This window comes from Streptomyces sp. CNB091 (genome assembly GCF_000377965.1).
On the sequence record NZ_KB899017.1, the window covers coordinates 45,351 to 69,601 of the forward strand.

The window sequence follows — 24,251 nt, forward strand, 5'->3', positions numbered from 1 at the left end:
GGTGGGCTGATGGGGATGGCGTTCGGTACCGCGGCGGGAGATTGCGAACCGAGCGGTCAGGCAGGAAAGGGACGATCGACGGGGCGGCTCGAAACGCGGGCCCGTCGGCACCCAAAGACTGCGCAGCCGTAGACAAGCACGCCGAAACCCCGGCCCGTACACACTCCGACCGGATTCCCAGGTCGGGCACGCGGTCCACGGAGGGTGAACAGGCCGGTGGGAGCGGTGATTCAGCCAAGCGGCATCCCAGGAAAATCAGCGACGACACAGTCGCCGACCACTGGGCCGAAAGAGGCACGCCCGCCTTATTGCAAGCCTCTCGCAATAAGGCGGGCGGGGGTATTCACTCTTCCGGCGCACCGAGCTCATCAGCTTTCGGGACGGTGCCGAGACCGACGCGAAGCGCCCTCACCGAGCACCTGCCAAGCCCGGGTCGGACACGATCCGGCCCGGGCCTGGCGTCTGACGCCCTGATGTGCAAATGCTCGGAGACGTGGGGCTGTCGATGTGCTGGCCGCGAGGCGCTCGTGGCGACGTCGGCATGAACGCCCCTCGTCCACGGCCAGGACCAGGGCGTTCTCCGGCGGGGACAGGTAAACGCCCACCTCGTCGCGGACCTTGGTCACGAACTGGGGGTCGGTCGACAGCTTCCACGTCCGAACGATGGGGGGCGAGGCCGAATGCCCGCCGGATCCGCGAGACCCCGACTGCGACTTGCCCCCCGCCCGCCTCGGCCATCGCGTCGTTCGCCGGCACCCCGCGCTGAAGGTGCTCGCAGGGTCTGCCGGTTGCCTCAGGGCATGGCTGCGCCTCTCGGGAAGGACGGTGGGGCTCGCGCCTGAACAAACAGGCGGGAGCCCCGGGGTGACGTTCTGGGACTGATCAGTCCTGTCGGTCACCGGTGTAGCGGTAGATGTTGCCGCCCGCGTTGACGCCCCAGACGGTGCCGTCGGCGGCGGCCCCGATGTCGGTGAGGCTGCCTGTGATCTGGTTCCAGGGGCTGGAGGCGCGCGTGTCGAAGCCGGAGAAGCTGTAGATGCTGCCTCCCGAGTTGACGCCCCAGACGTTCGTCCGCGAACCGGCCGCGATGCGGGTCAGGTTGCCGGAGATCTCGGACCAGTGGTTTTTGTCGTTCTGGTCGCCGGCGTAGCGGTAGATGTTCCCCGCTGCGTTGACGCCCCAGACGGTGCCGTCGGCGGCGGCCCCGATGTCCGAGAGGCTGCCGGGGATCTGGATCCACGGGCTCGGGGTGAGGAAGTCGAAGCCGGAGAACTTGTAGATGTTCCCCGCGGCGTTGACGCCCCACACGTTCGTGCGCGAACCGACCGCGATGCGCTTCAGATTGCCGGGAATCTGGACCCACTGGTCGGCGCTCTCCTCCCGGTCGCCGGCGTAGCGGTAGATGTTCCCCGCTGCGTTGACGCCCCAGACGGTGCCGTCGGCGGCGGCCCCGATGTCCGAGAGACTGCCGGGGATCTGGATCCACGGGCTGGTGCCGAGGTCGTCGTAGCCGGAGAACTTGTAGATGTTCCCCGCGGCATTGACACCCCACACGTTCGTCCGCGAACCGGCCGAGATCGCAGTGAGGGTTCCACGGATCTGCTTCCACTCGGGCATGTCTGACACCTTCCATAGGGAATGACGCCTGAAGTGTCGTCGCCGCAGCAGAGGGTCACGTGCGCGGCGGGCCACGGGGCAGACCTGAAACCGATGTTTGGGCAGAGGCCGGCCCGCGACCACCAGGAAGGCACACCCCGACCGCCTCGTAGTTGGCCTGACCCGGTGTCACCCGTAGGAGCGACGCGGGCATCGCTCCCGTGACCCTTCACCGGGCGCATGCCTCCTGGGCGGCCCTTGCGCGACTCGGGCACGGGGCAGGCCGCCGTCAGCCATGGAGCGGCACGTTCAGTGCGTACACGGCCTGTGCGCCGGACAGCCGCACCAAGGCGCGGCAGGCCCTGGTCGTGGGTCGGCATCGAGAGACGCGCGATGCAGCTCCGAGGTTCGTAGGAATTTCTGGGCTATTTGTTACTTATGGGTGATCTCGATTACGCGGACAGGTCCGACTTCGACGACGCCGAGCGGGGCTTCGTCGCCGCCCTCTCACCGGCGGTGGTCCGGACGGAGGACGGCCGGGTGATCTGGGACGGGGAGGCGTACGCCTTCCTGGACGAGGACTGCCCGCCCAGCGCGCACCCGAGCCTGTGGCGGCAGAGCCGGCTCTGCGCCAAGCAGGGCCTGTTCGAGGTGACGACGGGGATCTCTTAGGTCCGCAACCTCGACCTCTCGAACATGACGCTGGTCGAGGGCGACACCGGTGTCATCGTCATCGACCCGCTGATCTCGGCGGAGACCGCGGCCGCCGCCCTCGCGCTCTACCGCGAGCACCGCGGCGACCGCCCGGTCACCGGGCTGATCTACACCCACTCCCACGGCGACCATTTCGGCGGCTCCCGCGGGGTCCTGCCGCACGGCCACGCCCCCGTACCGGTGATCGCCCCCGCCGGGTTCCTGGAACACGCCGTGGCCGAGAACGTGTACGCGGGCGGCGCGATGACCCGCCGCGCGGTCTACATGTACGGCGCCGAACTGAAGAAGGGGCCCGCCGGGCAGATCGGCGCCGGTCTCGGCATGACGACGTCCACGGGCACGATCACCCTGGTTCCGCCGACGCTGGACATCACCCGCACCGGCCAGGAGGAGACCGTCGACGGGGTGCGGATCGTGTTCCAGATGACGCCGGACACCGAGGCGCCCTCGGAGATGAACTTCTTCTTCCCCGACCGGCGCGCCCTGTGCATGGCGGAGAACGCGACGCACAACATGCACAACATCCTGACCCTGCGTGGGGCGGTGGTCCGCGACACCCGCATCTGGGCGCATTACCTGGACGAGGCGATCACGCTGTTCGGCGAGCAGGCCGAGGTCGCGTTCGCCTCGCACCACTGGCCCACCTGGGGCCGGGACCGCATCGTCGAGCACCTGGCGGGCCAGCGTGACATGTGGGCGTACCTCCACGACCAGACCCTGCGCATGACCAACCAGGGACTGACCGGACCGGAGATCGCCGAGCGGATCGAACTTCCGCCGGCGATCGCGAACCGGTGGGCGAACCGCGGCTACTACGGTTCCGTCAGCCACAACGCCAAGGCCATCTACCAGCGCTACATGGGCTGGTTCGACGGCAATCCGGCCCACCTGTGGGAGCACCCGCCCGTCGAGCAGGCCAAACGGTTCGCCGCCGACTACGGGGGCGTGCCCGCGCTGGTCGCCAAGGGCGAGGACTACGCCGCCTCCGGTGACCTGCGCTTCGCCGCGACGCTGCTGGGGCACGCGGTCTTCGCCGCCCCCGACGACTCGCTCGCCAAGCAGGCGCTGGCGTCGGTGTACGAGAAGCTCGGCTTCGGCGCGGAGAACGCCACCTGGCGCAACTTCTACCTGATGGGAGCCCAGGAACTGCGCGGCCCCGTCGCGCACACCTCGCTGGAGACGACCAACCCCGAGATGGCGATGGCGCTGACCGTCGACATGCTCATCGACTCGCTCGCCGTCCGCGTCGACGGCCCCCGAGCGTGGGACGAGGAGCTCACCATGACCTGGAACGTCACCGACGAGGGCCGCGCCTGGCACCTCCTGCTGTCCAACGGCGCCCTCACCCACCGCAGCACCGATGCCGCCGCCGGGGCGAACGGTCCGGTACCGGCCGCCGACCTGACCTTGACCCTGACCAAACCGCAACTGCTCGGGGTCCTCGCGGGCAAGGGACTCGACGGCGTGGGCGTCGAGGGCGATCCGCAGGTCTTCGCGACCCTCACCGGGCTGCTCGACACCCCCGACCCCGACTTCCCCATCGTCACGCCGTGACCACCGACGCCCCGCACGCTCCGGCCGCCACAGACGCCCCCGGCCGCCGGAGCCAGGAGCCCCCGGCTGCGGCACCCACGGGAACAGTGCGGTGAGCGGCACGGCGCAGCTGGCGATCGGCGCCGTCGGTTTCGGGTCGTTCGAGTTCACCGGTGGCGGCACGTTCATCAACCTGGTCGCGGCGACCACCAACGCTCTCAACGGGGCGCTGCTCGCCCGCCGTCCCGACCACTACAAGAACTTCACGGTGGTCGGCATCCTGCTCATGGCGCTGCTCGGCGGCATCGGCGGCGGAGTCAGCCGCGACGTCATGGTCGGCCACGTACCGGCCGCGCTGACCAACTCCTCGTACGTCGTGCTGTGCCTGGTCGCCGGATACATCGGACACCGCCTGGCGTACGCCGAGGGGCAGCTGTTCCGCGAGGGGCTCTTCCAGTTCGTCACGTCCTTCGCCCTGCCCTGGTACGCCATCGTCGGCGCCCAGACCGGGGTGGACGTCGGCCTGCCGGTCCTGGGCTCCCTCGTCCTCGCCGTCGTGGGCCCCACGGCGGGGCGCTTCCTCATCGACGTCGCCTGCGGCGTCCCGCCCAAGCAGTTCGTCCGCGGCGAGTGGTTCGTCGCCATCGCCGCACTGACCGGCGCCGTATGGATCGCCCTCGACCAGGCGGGACTCCCACGCGCCGCGAGTGCTCCGCTCGCGTTCCTGGTCGGCTTCACCGTCCGCCTCACCGCCCTGTACCGGGGCTGGGAGGAGCCCCTGGCCGCCGAACCCGCCGGCGTCTACCGCCACGACGACGGCCGCCCCCTCCTCGGCAGAAAGATCGCCGGAAAATCCGTGCGAGAACTGCGCCTGCTCGGCCTGACCGTCGAACCCCACGAGCCCGAGCCTCCGGCCGGAACAACGTCCAGAGCCTCTTGATCTCCGACCGCCCGCCGTCCAGGGCGGTCACCAGGTCCGGCTGCCCGTCGCCCTGAACGGTCATATCGTGGTGGTCGACGGTACGGGTGAACAGGGGCGGGCGGCGGCGCTGGTGGCTGGTCGGCTTCGTTCTGCCCAGCGGACGGCTGTCGGGAGGGCGAGTGCCGCACCGGCGAAGAGGGTCGCGAGAGCCGTCCACCCCAGGGTGCCGTTGGGGAGGACGAAGGCGGTCAGCAGGCCCGGGCCGAGCGCCTGGCTGACCGAGATCCCGGTCTGGTGAATGCTCTGGTAGGTGCCCTGGCCGTCGCCGCAGACCGAGATCGCGATCGACGGACGATGTCTGCTGCTGACCCCCAGCTGCTTCGCGGACGGCGTCTCCACCATGCTCAGCTCCCGGGCGCTGCCCCACATCATCTACGGCACGCGGGGCCTGGCCACCCTCGCCGAACGCCCCGTGCCGCCGGCCCCCCGGCCACTGGAACGGCTCCTGGGCGTGCCACGAGCGCGCCTGCTGGCCGAGCCGGCCTCCACGACGGAGCTGGCGCAGCGGCCAGCACCTGTCCGTCCTGCACACCGCGCAGCTTCTGGAGCGGGCCCGCCACGGACGCCACGTCCGTTACCGGCACAGCCCGCTCGGCGCGGCCCTGTGCGAACCACACCTCGGCCTCGGCCTCGGCCTCGGCCTCGGCCTCGACCGGGGCCGACCGGGCTGATCAGCGCCGGGCCGGGCATGACGACTTCCACCACACCCTCACCGTTGCGACGCCCGGTCAGGAGGTGAGGCCTGAGATCGCGTCGCCGACGTACTTGGCGCCCAGGAGCACCAGGACCACGGTCATGATCGCCGCGTTGTGGGCCGCCATCCAGCCCTTCCAGGACTCCAGGACGCGCGCCGACTTCTCGCCGCCGGTCAGGTAGACGCCGAGCGGCAGCAGCGCGCACAGCGAGGCGATCAGCACGAACAGCGCGACGGCGACGGTCTTGCCCCCCGCCGAGGCGGAGCTGCCGGAGATGGAGACGGCGCCGCCCACGGCCAGCACCAGGTTCTTCGGGTTGAGCCCGGACAGGGCGGCGGCCAGACCCGCCGCCCGGCTCGGGGAGAAGGTGTCGATGGCCTTCATCCAGCCGGGCAGCTCGGCCTCCTGCCCCGCGCGCGGACGGCCCTTCCACTGCTTCAGGCCCAGGAGCACGAAGAGAACACCGGCCAGGAGCTTCACCCAGTACACCCAGGAGGCCGTCTCCCCGTCCTCGTGTGCGTCGGCGCCGGAGCCGAGCAGGACGACGACCGTGCTCAAGGCCGTCAGGGTCACCACCCAGGCGGCCGTGAAGGCGGTGCCGTTCGCGCGCCCGCGCGGTGTCGCCAGCATCAGCACGACCGCGATGAGCGGCACCGGGCTGATGGCGATACCGACGGCCGGAGTGAGCATCTGTCCGATGGCGTCCCCCATGATCAGCCTGCCACGGTCAGGGCCGGCAGCTGCCAGGTGCCGTCGAGCACGGCGGCCTCCGGCCCGTAGACGCGGATGATGACGGAGAAGGGTCCGTCGGGGGCGGGCAGCCAGTTCGCGGCCTGCCGCGGGTCGGTGGGGCGGGTGTGCTGGACGTAGAGGGTCAGGCCGCCGTCCTGGTCGTGGACCAGGCCCGGGGTGCGGTCGCCGATGGAGTACCGGTCGATCGGGTTGTCCACCAGGAGGCGCTCGGGGAGCCGGTAGAGGGTGGCCGACCAGAAGAACCGCGGCCTGGGAAGCTGGTCGGCGGTGAAGTGGACGGTGTAGTCGCGGTCCGAGGCGTTCGGCGGGCGGTTGCCCTCGCTGTCGTTGACCCAGCCTCCGTACCAGGCTTCCGCCGGGGGAAGCCCGTACAGGCCCTTGTCCGCGCCGATCCCGCGGGCGAGGTAGTCCTCTCCCAGCTCCGCGCGCGTGCCGAAGATTCCGGCCGAGGTGGTCGCCCCGGCCTTGGCGGCCTCCAGTCGCTCGCGGCCCTCGCTGATGCCCTCTTCCATCGCGGCGCGGACTTCGGGCGCCGGAGCGGCCGGGTCGAAGGTGCCGCTGCCGCCCACACCGAGGGCGGCCAGCCGCTCGCGGAGATTCTTGCTCCCGGGAAGGACCGGGAAGAAGCCGAGCAGGAAGTCCAGCACGGTGAAGAACTCGATGTTCTGACCGGATTCCTCGCGCCACACCGGCCACACCGGGTCCGCGACAGGGGCCGGGGCGCGGGTTTCTGTGAAAGAGCTCAGGGGCCGCAGCGCGTACTGCTCCTGGATGGCGCGCAGTTTCTCGACGTCCGCGTCGGCCAGGCCGGTGAGGGTGGTGCGGCCCAGGCATCCCACGAGGTAGGTGTCGGCGCGCAGGACCCCGGCCACACCGTCGGGTACGTCGCCGGCCCACCCGGGACCCGCGATCAGATAGTTCCCGGCGTCCTGGCCGGTGGTGCGGGCGCCCACGAAGCCGACGTAGGTGGTGTCCAGGTCATGGAAAGGCAGCACGTAGTAGCGGTCCATCGCGGGCACCGACACGACCCACGGCTCCGCGCGCAGATCCAGCCAGCACCACGAGTACGGGGTGTCGTTGTTCGGCGTGACGATGTCGGTGTTCTCCGGCCTCGACGGCTGCGGATAGTGCCGGAACGTACCGAAACCGCCTACGTACCGGGAATCGTTCGGGTCCACCGCCTGCGCGTACATCGTCCGATAGTTCTCCAGCATGGGATGGCCATAGATCCAGCCCTCCGCCGCCGTCGCCCGCACCGTGTTCAGATCCACGCCGCTCATGCACCACCTTCAGAAGACCGAAATGTAGCTTTACATCCCATTTCTTGATCATAGGGGCGCATTCGGCGGCATGTATGGAGGGCGGGGCCGCAGGCCACCGCGGCGCACGTACACCGCCGCCGGTGCGCAGCGAGAGCGCCTCGCCCGAAGCCGACGGCCCCGGCCACTGGCCGGGGCCGCCTCTGCTGGTTCGGGAAAGCGATTCGACAACTCCGGCGGTCGTGGTGCCCGCCGTTCGCGTTCGGGTGGAACGGTCAGGACAGCGGCTCGTACGCGAGGGAGGGGAAATAGTCCTCCCGGTCGCCGTCGCGGTGGATGTCCCACGTGGCGCAGTGGAGGGAGCCGCCGTACTCGAAGACGTTGCGGAACGGGATCGGGAAGACCTCGAAACCGTGCGAGGAGAGAAGGTCCTGGAGGGGCTTCTCCTGCTCCTCGCAGATGACCTTGGTCGGCGAGATGCTCAGCACGTTCATCGAGAGCCACTTCGACGACTGGCAGTACATCGGCATCTCGTCGTTGGTCAGGACGGGCTGGGGCACATCGACCAGTTGCCAGTCGTTGTCGAGGAACATCTTCTCCTCGCCCTCGCGCAGCGGCCGCTCCGGGTTGGTGAGGATCAGGCCGGGGCGCAGCGGTACGAAGGTGCAGTCGATGTGGGACGGGAAGAAGTCCAGCGGGAAGTGCACGGGGTGGACGCGGAAGCCGCGGGGCTCCAGGTGGCGCTTGAGCCAGTGGATGCCGGCCCGGTTGGTGGTCATCGACTCCTGGACCAGGATGTCGCGGCCCAGCCGGCTCATGTCGGCCGCGTCGAAGACCACCTCGTCCTGGGTGACGCAGAATTCGAACGAGTGCATCTTCGCGTGGCGCTCCTCCAGCGGCCACTCCCAGAAGTCCTCGCGGTACATGCCGTCCTTCATCGACGGCTTGGGCGCGGTCGTCCATCCCACCCGCGGGTCGGCGTTCCAGTACTCGTAGACCAGCTTCCGGTAGGGCTGGTACTCGAAGTAGCGGGCCCGGCGCGACATGGTCGCCTCGATGATCTCGTTGCCCATGGTGATCATCACGTCGCGCGGGCAGACGGCGCAGTACTGGTTCTCGACCTCGAAGTCGGGGGTGGTGACCGGGGCGGAGAAGTCGTGCGTCTCGGGGCGGCGTACGGTCACGCCCTGGGATTCCAGGAGCGAGGCGAGACCGGCGAGTTCCTCGTTGGCCAGATCGATGGCCTCCTTGGACTTCGGGCCCGTCGGGAACGGCTGGTCGGGGGCGTTGCGGATCGCGGGCCGGCTGCCTGGTTCAGCCGGTTCGAAGCAGGCGTTGTCGGCGGAGCCGACCACCATTTCCCGGAGGGTGTCCCACTCGTTCCACGAGTTGACGACGGGGGGGAGGTTGTTCGGCATGTGCGGTCACCTGTCTCTGCCGGAGCGTTCGATGAGGAAACGGGTCAGGCCGCGTCGGTCGCGGCGAGCGAGGCGGGCCGGAGGTCGGTCCAGTTCTCCTCGATGTAGTCGAGGCAGGCCTGCCGGGTGCTGTCCGACACCACCGCGTTCCAGCCGGCCGGGACCTCGACGAACGCGGGCCACAGGGAGTGCTGACGCTCGTCGTTGACGAGCACGTGGAAGACGCCGTCTTCGTTGTCGAACGGGTTTGTCATGGTTTGAGTCTCTCTGTTCTCGGGGGTCGGCCCGGGCTGGTTCCGGGCTTCGCGTGGGCCTCAGGCGAGTGCGGTGCCGAGGGCGCGGGCGGTACGGCAGCGGAAGACGCTCTCCACGTCGACGGGCCGTCCCAGCTCCGTCTCGATGCGGCCCGCCAGGCGCAGGGCCGTCAGGGAGTCGCAGCCGAGCTCGAACACGTCCTCGTCCGCATGGACGAAGTCGCGTCCCAGCACCTCCGCGATCAGCTCGCACATCATCTGCTGCCCTGGTCCGGCAGGGGGTGCGGGAGTGTGTTCCAGGAACCGGCCCGTCGGGAGGGCCAGCGCTCCGGGCAGCTCGATCAGCAGTTCCCGTAGACGATCGGCCACCTGCTGCCCGAGTGGTGCGTCGAACAGGTCCGGGCGGTAGCTGATCTCCAGCTCCAGCTGCCGGCCGGGTGCGGCCATCAGCTTGAGCGGATAGTGATAGGCGTCGTGGCCGACGACATCGGTCAGCCGCAAGCCGTTGTCCGGACCGCTCGGCAGGGTCTCGGCGGTCGGGAAGTTCTCGAAGACGACGCAACTGTCGAACAGGGCCCCCAGTCCCACCGTCCGCTGGATGTCGCTCAGCGGAAGGTAGTGGTGGTCGAGGAGTTCGGCGTGCTCGCCCTGGAGGCGTTCGAGCAGTTCGGCCACCGGCTCGGACGGGTCGAGGCGCACCCGTACCGGCACCGTGTTGATGAACACCCCCACCATCTCCTCGACGCCCGGGAGTTCGGCCACCCTGCCCGAGACCGTGGCCCCGAAGGTGATGTCCAGCTGCCCGGTCCGCCGGTGCAGGCACAGCGCCCAGGCGACCCGGACCAGGGTGTTGAGCGTGACACCGTGACGGCGCGAGATGTCGAGCAGCGCGGAGGTGTCCGCCTCGGAGAGGGCGACGACGATCCGCTCCGGAAGGACGTGTACCCGCGCGGTGTCCGTGCCGGGGCAGGCCAGCGTGGGCTCCTTCAGACCCGCCAGCGCCTCCAGCCAGGCCGTACGCGCCTTCTCGCGGTCCTGCTCGGCCAGCCACCGCAGATAGTCGGGGTAGTGGCCGGGTGCGGGCAGCCCGCTCGCGGTGCCGTGGTCGTAGAGGGCGAGCAGGTCGCGCAGCAGCAGCGACGTGGTCCAGCCGTCCACCAGCAGGTGGTGCATGGTCAGGACGATTCTCTGCCGGTCCTCGCCCAGGCCGACCAGGGTGCAGCGCATCAGCGGCGGGGCGGCGGGGTCGAAGCGCCGCCGCCGGTCGGCCGCCACCACCGCCGCCTGCCTCTCGGCCTGTTCGTGCGGGTCGAGGCCGGTCAGGTCATGGACGTGCCACGGCATGGCCGTCCGCTCCGGGATCACCTGGACCGGCTCCCCGGACCGCTTCTGCAGGAAGGCCGCCCGCAGCATCGGGTGCCGTTCCAGGAGAGCGTCGCAGGCGCCCCGGAACCGCTCGGCGTGGAGCCGGCCCCGCACCTCCAACGAGATCTGCACGTTGTAGACGTCAAGGTCCCGGCTGTCGTACCGGGCGTGGAAGAGCAGCCCTTCCTGGAGCGGCGTCATCGGCAGGGCCTCGACGACGGGCAGGCCGATACGGGCGCCGAGAGCGGCGAGTTCGGTGTCGTGCCGGTCGAGCGGTTCTCCGCCCAGCGGACCGCCCTCCCGTGGCAGGGCGGGCGGCGTCGTCTGCCGCGGGACGATGGCCTCCGTGCTCGTCCCGTGCTCCACCAGCGCGCGCAGCGCCGCGAACCAGAGCCGACCCAGCTCGGCGACGTCCTGGTCGGTCAGGAGCCGGCGGGCCCACAGCCAGTGGGTGACCAGGCGTGGTCCTTCCGCGCCGTCGCTGACCGCCGCGGTCAGTTCGACGACGTGCGCCATGGGCATACGGGGGTCGGCCCCGAGGGGCAGTACGTCCGACTCGGGGGCCACGCTCCAGTCGGTGGTCCCCGCGCCGCCCTGTCTGCCGAGGTAGTTGTACCCGATCTGGGGTGCGGGGCGGGACGCCAGCTCGGCGGCTGTCTCCTGGTTCAGGTAGCGCAGCAGACCGAAGCCGGTGCCGCGCCGGGGGACGGCCTCGACCTGGGCCGTGACCCGGCGCACGGCCTCGCCGAGGCGGGCTCCGGCCGGATCGTCGTCCGGCGCCCAGTCGGCGATCCTGGCGTCGACGCGTACCGGGTACAGCGTGGTCAGCCAGCCGACGGTGCCGGACAGGTCGACGTCCTCGGACAGCTGTTCGCGGCCGTGGCCCTCGACGTCGATCAGTACGGCCGTGCTGTCGCCCTCGTCGGGCGAGCGGTCACGACGCCAGGCGGCGACGGCCACCGCGAGGGCGGTGAGCAGTACCTCGTTCGTGTGGGTGCCGAAGACGGCGGGCACGGTCGTGAGCAGCGGGGCGGTCAGCTCCGGCGGAAGGGCGAGGGAGAGTTCACCGGCCGTCGCGTAGACGTCGTGCGACGGGGAGAGCTCCACGTCGGCGAGCCTGCCGTCACCCGGCCCCCGTCCTCTGCCGAGAGTCCGCCGCCAGTGGGGCAGTTCGTCCCGCAGCGCGGGCGCCTCCGCCTCGGCGCGGAGCAGCAGGCTCCACTCCCGCATCGAGAACGGGACCGGACCGGTCTCCGGGACGGCACCCGCTGCCAGGTCCTGCCAGATGCCGTACAGGTCGGTCAGCAGGATGTGCCAGGAGACCGCGTCGACGGCCAGGTGGTGGACGGTGACGAGCAGCCTGCCCTGGGCACCCTCGCCGGCGTCGAACCAGGTCACCCGCAGCATGGCGCCGGCGCGCGGGGCGAGGGAGTCGGCGTCCTCGCGGGCGCACGCGGCGATCCGCAGACGGACGCCTTCCGGCGCGAGACCCACGACATCCACCCGGCGTACCGGGTTCCGCGACTTCACCGGGTCCGCCGGGTCCGCCGACTTCACCGGGTCCGCCGGGTCCAGCGTCAGCGCCCCGTCCTCCTGGAGGCGTGCGCGCAGCGACTGGTGCCGCTCGGCGAGAGCCTGTACGGCGGTGGCCAGCAGACCGGCGTCGAGTGCGGCCGGCACCCGGAGCAGGGTCGACTGGTGGTACGCGTCGGTCGTTCCGCCCTGCTCCCGCAGCCAGAGCATGATCGGCGTCGCGGGGATCACGTCCGCCGGCCACCGCGCCCCCGGGTCGGCCGCGCCCGAGCCGTCATCCGACCCGCCGTCCGAGGTGTCCACCGCGCCCGTCGGGCTCACCGTGAGGAAGGCGGCGAGAGCGCTCGCGGTGCGGTGGGTGAAGACGTGCTTCGGCGTCAGGTGGAAGCCCGCGGCGCGGGCGCGGACGACGAGCTGGATGGCGGTGATGGAGTCGCCGCCGAGGGCGAAGAAGTCGTCCGCCGCCACGGCGGTGTCCACACCGAGCACCTGGACGAACAGTTCGACGAGAACGGTCTCGACGCTCTCGTCCCGCGCCCGGTCCGCCCGCTGCCGCTGCCCGGACTCGCGCGCCTCGTCCGGGGCCGGCAGTGCGGCCCGGTCCACCTTGCCGTTCGGGCTCATCGGCAGTGCGGGCAGGGTGACGAACGCCGAGGGAACCATGTTCGCGGGCAGCCGCGCCCCGATCCGGTCCGCCAGCGCGGCGAGGTCCGCGGCCGGGTCGGCCGCCGGCACGACGTAGGCCACCAGCCGCTCGTTCCCGTGCCGGTCCCTCCGTACGGCTGCCGCGGTCTGGGCGACGGCGGGGTCGGCCGCGACGACGGTCTCCACCTCGCCCAGCTCGATCCGGAAGCCGCGGACCTTGACCTGGTCGTCGGACCGGCCGCGGTAGACCAGGATGCCGTCGGGCCGCCGGCACGCGATGTCACCGGTGCGGTACATCCGGGAACCGGGCGGGCCGAAGGGGTCGGCGACGAAGCGGGACGCGGAGAGCCCGGGCCGGTTGACGTAGCCGCGGGCGAGCACGTCACCGCCGATGTACAGCTCGGCGGGCAGGCCCGCGGGGACGGGACGCAGGAGACCGTCCAGGAGGTAGACACGGGCGTCGGGAACCGGACGGCCGATCGGCACCGCGCCCCCCGGCAGCGGATCGCCGGGTTCCAGCCGGTACTCCATGCACCCCACGGTGGCCTCCGTGGGTCCGTACTCGTTCACGACGGTCACGCCCGGGTGGGCCGCACGCCAGGGGGCCAGCGCCTCGCCGTTGAGTTGTTCACCGCCCAGGACCAGTTCCCCGGTCGGTGAGTACCAGCCGGACGACGCGGTCAGCACCGGCAGGTGGCTGGGCGTGGCCTTGACGAAGGTGGGCGGCGGGGTGGCGTCGGCCGGGGCGTCGAAGTCCTCCAGGTCGACGATGCGCACCAGACCGCCGGAGGTCAGCGGGCCGAAGATGCCGGTGACCGTGAGGTCGAAGGAGGGCGGTGAGTGCACCAGCGCCGCTCCGGCGAGGCCGGGGTAGGCCGCGCGGGCGAAGGCGAGGTAGCTGTCGACCGTACGGTGCTCGACGGCGACGCCCTTGGGCCGGCCGGTCGATCCCGAGGTGTAGATGACGTACGCGGCGTCCGCGGGCCGCGGCGGCGCGCCGCGTTCGCCGTCCTCCACGCGGTGCGCGGGCAGCAGTGCCAGCTCCTCCCGCACGGTGGGGGCGGCGAGCGGGACGACCGACGGATGCGTGATGTGCGCCGGGCGGGTGGCGCCGGCGCAGACGACGACGGCAGGGGAGGCGTCGTCGAGCATGAACGAGACGCGCTCGGCGGGATAGGAGGGATCGATCGGCAGGTATCCGGCTCCCGTCTTCAGCGTGCCGAGCAGCGCCACGATCAGGTCCGTACCGCGCGGCAGCGCCACGGCGACGAGGCCGCCGGGCCTCACCCCGCGGGCCAGCAGCAGCCGTGCCAGCCGGTTCGCCTCGGCGTCGAGCCGGAGGTAGCTGAGCGACCGCTCCCCGTCCGCCACGGCCGGGGCGTCGGGTGTGGCGCGAGCCTGGGCCTCGAACCGCTCGGTGAGTGTCGCCGGTACGCGTGCGGGAACGTGCCCGGCCCTGGGGCATGTCCGGTCGCCGATCACCTGCTCGCGTTCCTCGCGGGTCAGCAGCGGAACGGCGGCGACCGGCGTCATGGGCTGTTCGACGAACGTCTTGAGCAGCAACCTCAGCCGGGAGCCGATCAGTTCGATACGTTCGGCGTCGAACAGGTCGGTGCGGTAGTTGAGTTCGAGTCGCAGGCTGCGGCCGGGGACGGCGAAGACGCTCAGGGGGTAGTGGGTCGATCCGGTGATCTCCTGCTGTCCGGCCGCTTCCTGGTCCCCTTCCAGCAGCGTCACTCGCAGGCCGGCCGGACCGTCCTGTACGGCCTCCCAGTCGAAGGGCGCGTTGCCGAAACCGGTGGAGGTGTCGAAGAGCGCGCCGAGCCCGGCCAGCCGCTGCACCTCGGCCAGTCCCAGGTGGTGGTGCGGGGCGAGCGCGGCCTGTTCGTCCTGGATCCGTGCGAAGAGGGCGGCCATCGCGTCCTCGGGGGCGATCCGTACCCGTACCGGGATCGCGTTCATGAGCAGGCCCACGACCGAGTCGACCCCGGGGAGCTGTGGCGGGCGGCCGTGCACGGTCTGGCCGAAGACCACGTCGTCGCGCCCCGTCAGCAGCGAGAGGAGCAGCGACCAGGCGCCCTGGACGACGGTGTTGAGCGTGAGGCCGTACTCCCGGGCGGTCGCGGTCAGCGCCTTGGTCGCCTGCTCGGACAGCGTCACGAAGGACAGCCCGGGCATCGCCTCCGCGAAGGGCGCGCCGGGGGCGACGAGCGTCGGTTCGTCCAGACCGTGCAGGGCGCCGCGCCATGCCTGTTCCGCGGCGGGCCGGTCCTGGCGGGAGAGCCACCTGAGGAAGTCCGAGAAGGAGGTGAGGGGGCCAAGTCCGGCGTCGTCGCCGTCGCTCCGGTAGAACGCCAGCAGGTCCTGGAGGACGAGTGGCAGGGACCACCCGTCCAGCAGGATGTGATGGTAGGTCATGACGAAGGCGTGGTGGTCGGGCGCCAGGCGGATCAGCGCGAACCGCATCAACGGTGGCGCCCCCATCTCGAAGCGGCGCAGCCGCTCCTCCTCAAGGAAGGCCAGCAGCCTCGCCCGCCGTCCGGACCCGGACTCCGCCGACAGGTCGAGTTCCGTCCACGGCGTCTCCACGACGCGGCGGACCAACTGCACGGGCTTCCCGTTGGCGCGCAGCCGGAAACCGGCCCGCAGGGCGGCATGGCGGCGGAGCGTGGCGGCGCAGGCCGCGCGCAGACGCTCCGCCGAGATCTCCCCGGTCAGTTCGAAGCCGGCCTGGATGTTGTAGACGTCCACCGTCTCGGAGTCGTACAGCGCGTGGAAGAGCATGCCCTCCTGCAGTGGCGTGAGGGGCAGCGCCATCTCGATCGGCGACTCGGTCGCTTCGTTCACTGTGAGGTCATCCCCGTGAGCGGTCGGTGGTGGCGGTGACAAGGCGGCGGGCGGTGTGCGGAGGACGCCGACGCGGCCGACAGCGCGATGCTGCCGCACGGTTCGCGTGCGGGGACAGGCAGCCGACCGGCAGCTTCCCCGTCCGGCTCCCGCCCTCAGCGCAGCGTCGTTCTGAGGGCGTCGAGCGTCGCGGGCGCGCCGGTGAAGAGGTAGTCGTGCCCGCCGGGCAGCAGCCGGAGGGAGAACTCGCCCGCCGCGCAGTCCCGCCAGCGCTCCAACTGCTCCCCGCTGATCAGCGGGTCGTCCGCACCGCCGAGGACGTGCAGCGGGCAGTCGACCCGCTCCGGGCCGGGGGACAGGTAGGCCTCCGTGAGGGCAAGGTCGCGGCGGACGGTGCGCAGCGCGTGCCGCAAGTACGCCGGATAGCGCGACAGTTCCGAAGGAATGCCGCCGAAGCCGTTCAGCCAGTCGAGCAGCCCGGCGTCGTCCCGGTCCGATACGCGCCGGCGCACCGGGGTGTGCGGCGACCGTGCCGCGGAGACCAGCAGTGCGCGCGGCGGGGTCAGGCCGCGCCGCGCGATCCGGACGGCGATCTCGTAGCCGAGCAGCGCGCCGAAACTGTGGCCGAAGATCGCGTACGGCAGGTCGAACTCGTCCGCGATGCCGTCGATCACCGCGTCGGCCAGTTCCTCCATGGTCTCCGGCAGCGGATCCGCGCCGCGTACGCCCCGGCCCGGCAGCTCCACCGTGGCGAGCTCCACGCCGGAGGGCGGGGCGAGACGCCACGGGGCGAACGAGGCCGCGCTGCCGCCCGCCTGCGGCAGACAGAACAGCCGCGTCCGGGGCCGTGACGCGCGGACCCGGCCCACGATCCAGGGACAGTCGTCATCGGGAGCCGGTGCGCTTCGCGAACCGGACGGGTTCCCTGAGCGGGTGGGTGGTGCGACGGCGGTCATGCGCGTCCCGCCCCTTCGGTCGGCCGACGGTCGTGCGGGGCAGCGGCCCCTCCGGGGCATCATGGTTCGGCGGGTGGCGGCGGTGCCAGGCAGGGGACCGGCAACCGGTCTGCCGCCAAGTTGCCCCATGGGGTGCCTGGAGAGCTGTTCCGGGGCGCGTCAGACTCCACGAGCGTCAGTCCTGTTCCGTGCCCGAGGGGTGGACCGTAATCCAATGACCACAGTTCCGGACTCGGTGACCGGCTCGGCGGCCGCTCCTGGCGGGTCGGCCGCCACGACCGGCTCGGCCGAATCGACCTTCTTCACACTGGACACCGTCACCGCGGACCTCATGGAGGTCGACGCGATGTTCAAGGCAATCCTGAACTGGGACTACGGCCAGCGCGACAGCCGGGTGTGGAACCTCTACGAGAAGAACAAGGTCTCGCAGTGGAACGCCACCACCGACATCGACTGGAACCACGACATCCACTTCGGTTCGGAGATGTCGGAGGAGAGCGGGGGGAGACTCGCGTCCTTCGTCGTCGGCGAGGGAAGCCCCGTGCCCCGCGAACTGCTGACGCAGTTCCGCTGGCAGTACCAGTCGTGGATGTGCAGCCAGTTCCTGCACGGCGAGCAGGGCGCGCTGGTGACCACGGCCCGGCTGGTGGAGACGGTGCCGGACATGGATGCCAAGACCTACGCGGCCTCGCAGGTCGCCGACGAGGCGAGGCACGTCGAGGCGTTCGCCCGCTACGTCGACGAGAAGCTGGGCGACTCCTACCCGATCAACCCCGGGCTCAAGACGCTGCTGCACGACCTGCTGTCGGAATCCCGGTGGGACATCGTCTATCTCGGCATGCAGGTGGTCGTGGAGGGGCTGGCGATCACCGCGCTGCGGCTCGCGAGCAGCGGCTTCGGGGACCCGATCATCCGGCAGATCACCAAGATGGTCGCGAGCGACGAGGCCCGGCACATCGCCTTCGGCGTCACCGCGCTCACCGGCATGTACGGGCAGGTGACCGCCGCCGAGCTGCGTGAGCGCGAGGACTTCCTGCTGGAGGCCATCCAGCTGATGTCGCGCCGGTTCATGCTGCGCGAGGTCTGGGAGCGGATGGACCTCGACGTGGAGAAGGGGCTGCTGTTCGCCCGGACGAACCCGATGATGGCCACCTACCGGCAGATGCTGTTCCAGCAGGTCATCCATGTCCTGCGGCAGTTGGACATGCTCTCGGACCGGGTCAAGAGCCTGCTGCTGGCGGAGAACCTGGTGCGTCCCGAGATCATGGCGATGACGCGCTGACTCCGCGCTCCTCCACCGTCGCGCCGGCGCCGATGTCACCTCGGGTGACATCGGCGCCGGCGTTCCCGCTTGTCTCGCCTTCCTCCCGTCCTACTTCTTCGCCGCGCGGAAGCCGTTGACGACGGCGATCAGGCTCGCGACCAGGACGATCAGCGCCACCCCGGTGTAGACCTCGGACGTCGTGTTGTCGGTGACGTCCGCCAGGAAGTCCGGGTTGAAGATCTGCCGCTGCTGGAGGATCCAGGCCAGCGGCAGCACGAACACCGCCTGGGCGACGGCGTGCAGGACGGCCAGCCGGCTGGTCCAGCCGTGCGTGACCACACGGACCAGAGCGAGCACGACGAGGCCGGCGAGCCCGATGAGGATCGGCCACATCCACCCCGACCACAGGTCCGGGTCGAGTACGGCGATCCGCTCCCCGCCGTCGGTCCCGTAGGGCTCGGAGAGCTGCTGCCAGACGGTCAGGCCGAGCAGCAGCGCGTACCAGACCGCCGTCAGGACGGCACCGGTGCCGGCCTTCTGGGGCTCACGGGTCTCGGGCAGGTCGTCGGGGGTCCAGTCGGTGGTACGGATGAGAGTCCCCTTCCGGTGGCCGACGCGCTCGGCGACGGCGAACAGCACGGTGAGTACGGTGACCATCTGGGCGCCCACGGTGAACACCGTCTCGAAACCGGCGCCCACGGCCGCCCCGAGACCGTTGTCGTCCACGATCTCCAACAGCACGAACACCGCGGTGAGCACCGGCAGCACGGTGGTCAGCAGGAAGACCAGCAGCCGGATGTAGGTCGGGTAGAGATCGGGGCCGATCAGGGCGAGCGGCCGGTCGGTGTAGCGCGCGGCGTGCCGGATCGGATCGCCCATCTCGCTCAGCACCTCGCGCTCGACCGCCTCGGGACGGGCCGGGTCGCGTGCTTCGATGGTGTCGGCGATGGTGGTGCGCAGCTCGTCGGCGATGTCGTCGCGCTGATCCGCGGGCAGTCGCCTGACGACCTCGTGCACGTAGCGCTCGGTGAGCGTGTTCGTGCTCATCCATTCTCCTTGGTAAGCCGTGAGATCGAGGCGACGAGGTCCTGCCATTCGCGCACCAGTGAGGTGCGTACCCGGGAGCCCTCCGGGCTCACCCGGTAGAACTTCCGTGGCCGGGACTCGTCGGTGTTCCATTCGCTGGTGAGCAGGCCTTGCTTCTCGAGCCGGCGCAGCAAGGGGTAGAGGGTGTTGCCGTCGACGGTGACACCCGCGTCGTTGAGTGTCTCCAGCAGCGCGTAGCCGTACTGCGGCTTGCGGAGCAGCGCGAGGCAGGCCAGGACGACCGTGCCGCGCCGCAGCTCCTGGGCCTGGCCAAGAGCGATCTCTTCTGTAGCCATGCACCGCACTGTACTGTGCGGCGCACACTATTGTCACGCGTACGGTTCGCCCGGGACGGATCAGCCCGCCGCGACCTGCGCCTTCTCCGCCTCCGCGTCCTTCTCCTTGTCCGCCTCCGCGCCCTCCTCCGCCTCCGCCGTCAGCGGCCGGGTCGTCGCGTCGAACTCGCCCGCGCAGAGCGCCTTCCAGATGACCCTCCGGCGCGGCTTTCCGCTCGACGTGACCGAGACGCCGCCACGGGGCAGCTCGACCAGGTGGAGCTCCGCGTCGCCGAGCCACGCGGAGAGAACCTCGTGGGCGGCCTCCCGCCAGCCGGGCCGCACGCCGCCGAACACCGCCACGCCGGTCGGCACCCCGTCGCGTACCCCCAGCAGGACGGCGACGCGCCGCTCGGGAATGCCCCGGTGGTGCAGCAGGGCCTCCAGGCTCTCGGCGAAGACCATCTTCCCGTTCACCTTCAGCCCGTCGCCGAGCCGGCCGATCACGAAGAGCTGGCCGTCCCGCAGGAACCCCGCGTCACCGGTGGCGAGCCCCCCGTCACCGACGCTCGTACCGGAGGCGGACCCGGTGGTGCCGATGTACCCGCTCGCGATCGACACCCCGGTGACGACGATCTCGCCGACCCGCCCGTCCGGCAGTTCCTCACCCTCCTCGGACAGGATCCGCACCGTCCTGCCCTCCAGCGGACGGCCGCAGCCGACCACCGCCGCTCCGGCGAGGGACGCCGCGTCCCCGGCGTCCGGTGCCTGCGCCGACCAGCCCTCGCCGGGGGCCAGACCGGTCACCGCGAGGGTCGCCTCGGCGCTGCCGTAGGCGGGGAGCAGCGCGCCGCGGTCGAGACCGTGCGGCCCCAGCAGGGCGTGGAAGTCATCCAGCACCTGCCGGTCGACCCGCTCCGCGCCGATGATCACGCACCGGACCGAGTCGAAGCGCAGCTCCCGCAGGTCGGCCGGTCTCACCCGGCGGAGAATGTACGCCAGCCCGAAGTTGGGCATGGCCGTCATGACGGCGCCCTGGTCGCTGATGCAGCGCAGATACCGCAGCGGCGAGCGGATGAAGTCGTCCGGCTGCATCATCCAGCCGTCGAAGCCGGTGACGACGACGTTCAGCAGGAAGCCGACGAGACCCATGTCGTGGTGGACCGGCAGCCAGCTGATCGCCGGGTACTGGGGCGCGCAGCCCAGCCACTGCCCCATTCCGGCGAGGTTGGTCCGCAGGGCGTCGGCGGAGATCAGCACGCCGCGCGAGAAGCCGCTCGACCCGGAGGTGAACTGGATCAGCGCGGTCTCCGGCAGCGGCATCGGCCGCTCCAACGGCTCAGCTCCGAGGACGAGTTCGTTGAAGGCGACCGGCTCCTCCAGCCCCAGCCCGCTCGCGATCTTACGGATCTGCTCCAGCGACTCGTCGTCGCAGACGGTGAACCGGGGCGCGGCCGTCCCGAACAGATGGCTCGCGTGCCTCTCGTACTCGTCGGCGTGCTGGAAGGCGAAGGGCGGCGGGATGGAGCACGGCGTCGCACCGGCCGCCAGCGCGCCGAAGAAACCGGCGACGAAACCCGGACTGGAGCGCAGCACCAGGGCGACGACGTCGCCCTGCCCGACCCCCTGGGCCCGCAGGGCGGCGGCCGTTCTCAGCACCAGCGCGGCCAGATCACGGTAGGACCAGAAGTCCCATCCGTCGGCGGAGTCCGCGTAGTACAGGCCGCGCTCGGTGGACGGCTGGTCCAGCCAATCGAGCAGGCCTCGGTCCTGGTCTCCCAACGTCCCTGTCCTCTCCAGAAGTTCGTGGCACGTCCGGCACACGCGAGGCGTGGCGCCGTGCCCGGCTCGCCGCAGCATCACCCGCCTCCCGTACGAGAACCAGGCAAGCGGCCGGTAACTCGGCACGGACCGGGCGGCATTTCGAACAGCGCCGCTGATTGCCGGTTCGGTTGCCTGGTTTCCGCACCGGCGGGCGATGCAGCATCGTCGCGAGATCCGGGCCTCCAGGCTCGCGGGGATGCACGAGAGAGCGGTTACGACCCGATGACTTCACGCGCCGAGAACGGTCTGCTGCCGCTGACGGCGGCCCAGCGGGGGGTGTTCTTCGCCCAACGGCTCGACCCCGCCAACCCGGCCTACAACACCATGGTCGCCATGGAGGTACGCGGGCCGCTGGACGGCGGGCTGCTCCAGCGCGCCATCCGCCGGGCCGAGGGGGAGAGCGGAAGCTTCGACGTCGAACTGGTGGAGCGGCCGGACGGCACGTACCAGCGGCCGGTCCCGCCCGGCTGTTCGACGTGGCAGGAGTACGACCTCAGCGGCGAGCCGGACCCTCTCGCCGCCGCGCGGAGGCTGATCGACCGTGACCGCGCGAACCCGCTCGACCTGGAGAAGGACGCGCTGTCGGCGCACATCCTGATACGGGTCGGAGCCGATCACCACGTCTGGTACCAGCGCAGCCACCACATCCTGTCCGACGCCTTCGGGTCGGTGCTGCACTCGCGCCGGATCTCCGCGTGCTACGAGGCGCTGGCCGCCGGGACGGAACCCGACGGCGAACCGCTGGGCCGGCTCCAGGACCTGCTGGCGGACGAGAGCGCCTACCGCGCGTCGGCGGACTACACCGCGGACCGGGCGTACTGGGCCGGCGTCTTCGCCGACCGGCCCGAGACGGCCGCTCTGGCGCCGGGAGCGCCGACGACCGCGGCGGGCATGGCGATCGCCACGACGACGATGCTTCCGCCGGCCGGACTGCGGGCGCTGCACACCGCCGGGCGGGACGCCCGCACTCCCTGGACGGTGCCGATGCTGGCGGCGGTCGCCGCCTATCTGCACGGGATGACAGGGGCCCAGGACCTGACGATCGGAGTGCCCACCACCGCACGGCTCGGGGCGAGGTCACAGAACGTGCCCGGCATGCTGTCGAACACGCTTCCGCTGCGGATCACCGTCGACCCGGCGGCCGACCGCGCCCAGCTGGTGCGGCAGGTCGCGCGGCGCCTGGGAGAACTGCTCACCCACCAGCGCTTCCCGTACGACGAACTCCGGCGTGACCTGCGCATGCTCGGCACCGACGAGCAGCTGTTCGGGGTGCTCGTGAACATCATGCCGTCGGGGTCCGAGACCGCGTTCACCGGCCGCGAGGCCGAGGTGATGGCGCTGTCCGGGGGGCCCGTCACCGACCTCAACATCACCTGCCACCCCGATCCGGGCGGCCGGGGCATGCGCATCGAGTTCGAGGCCAACCCCGACCGGTACGACATCGCCGAACTCCGCACCCACCAGGACCGGTTCACGGACTTCCTCGCCCGCTTCCTCGCCACTCCCGCGGATGTGCCGCTCGCCCGCGTCGAGGTCCTGACCGCGGCGGAACGCACGCGGACCCTCGCCGCGGGCAGCCCCCGGCCGGACGCCGAACCCGTGCTCCCGCGCACCTTCCCGCAGCTGTTCGAGGAGCAGGTCGGGCGGACCCCGCACGCGTGCGCCGTGCTCTCCCCGTCCGAGTCCCTCGACTACGCGGCGCTCAACACCCGCGCCAACCGCCTGGCGAGGGTGCTGGTCGAGCACGGCGCCGGCCCCGAGCGGCTGGTGGCGGTCGCCCTGCCGCGCGGCAGCGCCGCCCTGACCGCCACGGTGGCCGTGCTGAAGTCGGGCGCGGCCTGCCTCCCGGTCGACCTCGACTACCCGCGGTCCCGGGTCACCGCCATGCTCGACGACACCGCACCGCTGCTCCTGCTGACGACCCGCGCCGCCGACGACCCCACGCTCGCCCCCACGGTGCCGCGCCTGTACCTGGACGAGGCAGCCGCTCCCGTCGGCCACCCGCCGGCGGGCGGCGACCCCGACGGCGACGATCTCGACGACCGGGACCGCCGCACGCCCCTGCGCCCGACGCACCCGGCGTACGTCATCTACACCTCCGGGTCGACCGGCAGACCCAAGGGCGTCGTCGTCACGCACACCGGGCTCGCCGCGCTGACACGCCACCAGAGCGACCTGCTGCGCCTGACGCCCGGGACCCGCGTCCTCCAGTTCTCCTCGCCCAGCTTCGACGCCTCCGTATGGGAACTGTGCACGGCGCTCCTCACCGGCGCCGCCGCGGTGGTCGCCCCGGCCGAACGGCTCACGCCCGGGCCGCCCCTGGCCGAGCTCGTCGCCGAACTCGGCGTCGACTGTCTGCTGCTGGCCCCGTCCACGCTGGCGGCCCTGCCGGCCGGAGGGCTCCCGGACGGGATCAACCTGGTCGTCGGCGCCGAGGCGTGCCCGCCGGACCTGGTCGCCCGCTGGTCGCCCGGCCGGCACATGGTCAACGCCTACGGCCCCACCGAGTCCACGGTCATCGCGACCCAGACCGGCGCGCTGTCCGGGCGGACCGTCCCGCCCATGGGCCGCGCTGTCCCCGGCACCCGCGTCCGGCTGCTCGACGACGCGCTGCGGCCGGTGCCGCCCGGAGTGGCGGGCGAGGTGTACCTGAGCGGTGACGGGCTCGCCCGCGGCTACCTCGGCCGCCCCGGAACCACCGCGGAACGGTTCGTCGCCGACCCCTTCGGCGCGCCCGGCACCCGGATGTACCGGACGGGCGACGTGGCACGGCGGTCGGAGAGCGGCGAGCTGTCCTACCTGGGCCGCGCCGACAGCCAGGTCAAGGTACGGGGCTTCCGCATCGAACTCGGCGAGGTCGAGAGCGTGCTCGCCGAGGCGCCCGGAGCCGGCCGGGCCGTGGCGGCCGTCCGCGAGGACCGGCCGGGCCACCGGCGCCTGGTGGCCTACGTGACCCCGGCCGCCTCGGGTGAGCGGCCGGACGTGGTCGCGTTGCGTGAGTTCGTGGCGGGGCGGTTGCCGGAGTACATGGTTCCGGCGGTGGTGATGGTGGTGGAGTCGTTCGCTCTGACGCCGAACGGGAAGGTGGACCGGGGGGCGTTGCCGGTGCCGGAGTTCCGGGCGGCGGGGGCGTACCGGGCTCCGGTGACCGAGCGGGAGCTGGTGTTGCACGAGGTGTTCGCGGAGGTGCTGGGGCAGCCGCGCATCGGCGTCGACGACAGCTTCTTCGACCTCGGCGGCGACTCCATCATC

14 protein-coding genes and 2 pseudogenes are annotated in these 24,251 nt (G+C 71.4%); 4 read left to right on the forward strand and 12 right to left on the reverse strand.

The features are described 5' to 3' along the window. Positions 1 to 551: 551 nt before the first annotated feature. Together D581_RS1000000141060 and D581_RS0134500 are read right to left on the reverse strand one after the other, a co-directional pair. Positions 552 to 702 (reverse strand): annotated as a pseudogene (locus D581_RS1000000141060) (IS630 family transposase); the annotation flags it as partial. A gap of 180 nt (positions 703 to 882) precedes the next feature. Beyond that, positions 883 to 1,617, reverse strand: coding sequence for a tectonin domain-containing protein (locus D581_RS0134500; RefSeq protein WP_018961679.1), 735 nt, complete (start codon positions 1,615 to 1,617; stop codon positions 883 to 885). Positions 1,618 to 2,034: 417 nt separating this feature from the next. Here D581_RS0134500 and D581_RS1000000138780 point away from each other — a divergent pair. Both D581_RS1000000138780 and D581_RS0134510 read left to right on the forward strand, forming a co-directional pair. After that, positions 2,035 to 3,864, forward strand: a pseudogene (locus tag D581_RS1000000138780) (alkyl/aryl-sulfatase). 91 nt (positions 3,865 to 3,955) lie between these two features. Further along, positions 3,956 to 4,783, forward strand: a complete 828-nt coding sequence (locus D581_RS0134510; RefSeq protein ID WP_018961682.1) for a trimeric intracellular cation channel family protein — start codon at positions 3,956 to 3,958, stop codon at positions 4,781 to 4,783. A gap of 60 nt (positions 4,784 to 4,843) precedes the next feature. Here the strand turns inward: D581_RS0134510 and D581_RS0134515 are convergent, their stop codons facing one another. The 7 genes from D581_RS0134515 to D581_RS01000000138155 all read right to left on the reverse strand — a co-directional run bounded on the left by D581_RS0134515 (position 4,844) and on the right by D581_RS01000000138155 (position 16,550). Next, the gene (locus D581_RS0134515; protein ID WP_158688662.1) at positions 4,844 to 5,167 is read right to left on the reverse strand and encodes an MFS transporter; all 324 of its coding nucleotides are present in this window, start codon (positions 5,165 to 5,167) and stop codon (positions 4,844 to 4,846) included. A 386-nt stretch (positions 5,168 to 5,553) separates the two neighbouring features. After that, entirely contained in the window at positions 5,554 to 6,231 is a 678-nt protein-coding gene (locus tag D581_RS0134520) for a GAP family protein (protein WP_018961684.1), read from the reverse strand. Positions 6,232 to 6,233: 2 nt separating this feature from the next. Next, on the reverse strand, positions 6,234 to 7,553 hold the full coding sequence (locus D581_RS0134525) for a DUF1254 domain-containing protein (RefSeq protein WP_018961685.1): 1,320 nt from the start codon (positions 7,551 to 7,553) through the stop codon (positions 6,234 to 6,236). A 254-nt stretch (positions 7,554 to 7,807) separates the two neighbouring features. After that, positions 7,808 to 8,950 carry a glycine amidinotransferase gene (locus D581_RS0134530; RefSeq protein WP_018961686.1) on the reverse strand — a complete coding sequence of 381 codons (1,143 nt, stop codon included), beginning with the start codon at positions 8,948 to 8,950 and terminating at the stop codon, positions 7,808 to 7,810. Between the two features lie 44 nt (positions 8,951 to 8,994). After that, entirely contained in the window at positions 8,995 to 9,204 is a 210-nt protein-coding gene (locus D581_RS0134535) for an MbtH family protein (RefSeq protein ID WP_018961687.1), read from the reverse strand. Positions 9,205 to 9,264: 60 nt separating this feature from the next. Further along, complete coding sequence (locus D581_RS0134540) at positions 9,265 to 15,594, reverse strand: non-ribosomal peptide synthetase (RefSeq protein WP_018961688.1); 6,330 nt, start codon at positions 15,592 to 15,594, stop codon at positions 9,265 to 9,267. Positions 15,595 to 15,749: 155 nt separating this feature from the next. Next, positions 15,750 to 16,550 carry an alpha/beta fold hydrolase gene (locus D581_RS01000000138155; RefSeq protein WP_078625999.1) on the reverse strand — a complete coding sequence of 267 codons (801 nt, stop codon included), beginning with the start codon at positions 16,548 to 16,550 and terminating at the stop codon, positions 15,750 to 15,752. Positions 16,551 to 16,764: 214 nt separating this feature from the next. Between D581_RS01000000138155 and D581_RS0134550 the strand changes: the two genes are divergently transcribed. Beyond that, positions 16,765 to 17,832 (forward strand): diiron oxygenase, encoded by a 1,068-nt coding sequence (locus D581_RS0134550; RefSeq protein WP_018961690.1) that lies wholly within the window; start codon positions 16,765 to 16,767, stop codon positions 17,830 to 17,832. Positions 17,833 to 17,922: 90 nt separating this feature from the next. On the opposite strand, the gene D581_RS0134555 is transcribed toward D581_RS0134550, so the two are convergent. Genes D581_RS0134555 through D581_RS0134565 form a run of 3 tightly spaced genes read right to left on the reverse strand, consistent with a single transcriptional unit; the run spans position 17,923 to position 20,957 of the window. Further along, a complete protein-coding gene (locus tag D581_RS0134555; protein ID WP_018961691.1) occupies positions 17,923 to 18,861 on the reverse strand; it encodes an HAAS signaling domain-containing protein in 939 nt (312 codons plus the stop codon). After that, positions 18,858 to 19,196, reverse strand: coding sequence for a PadR family transcriptional regulator (locus D581_RS0134560; RefSeq protein ID WP_018961692.1), 339 nt, complete (start codon positions 19,194 to 19,196; stop codon positions 18,858 to 18,860). The genes D581_RS0134555 and D581_RS0134560 overlap by 4 nt, the downstream gene beginning before the upstream one ends. Before the next feature lie 60 nt (positions 19,197 to 19,256). Beyond that, positions 19,257 to 20,957 carry an AMP-binding protein gene (locus tag D581_RS0134565; protein ID WP_018961693.1) on the reverse strand — a complete coding sequence of 567 codons (1,701 nt, stop codon included), beginning with the start codon at positions 20,955 to 20,957 and terminating at the stop codon, positions 19,257 to 19,259. 264 nt (positions 20,958 to 21,221) lie between these two features. Between D581_RS0134565 and D581_RS0134570 the strand changes: the two genes are divergently transcribed. Next, positions 21,222 to 24,251: non-ribosomal peptide synthetase (locus D581_RS0134570; RefSeq protein WP_018961694.1), on the forward strand; the 3,030-nt coding region annotated here is incomplete at its 3' end.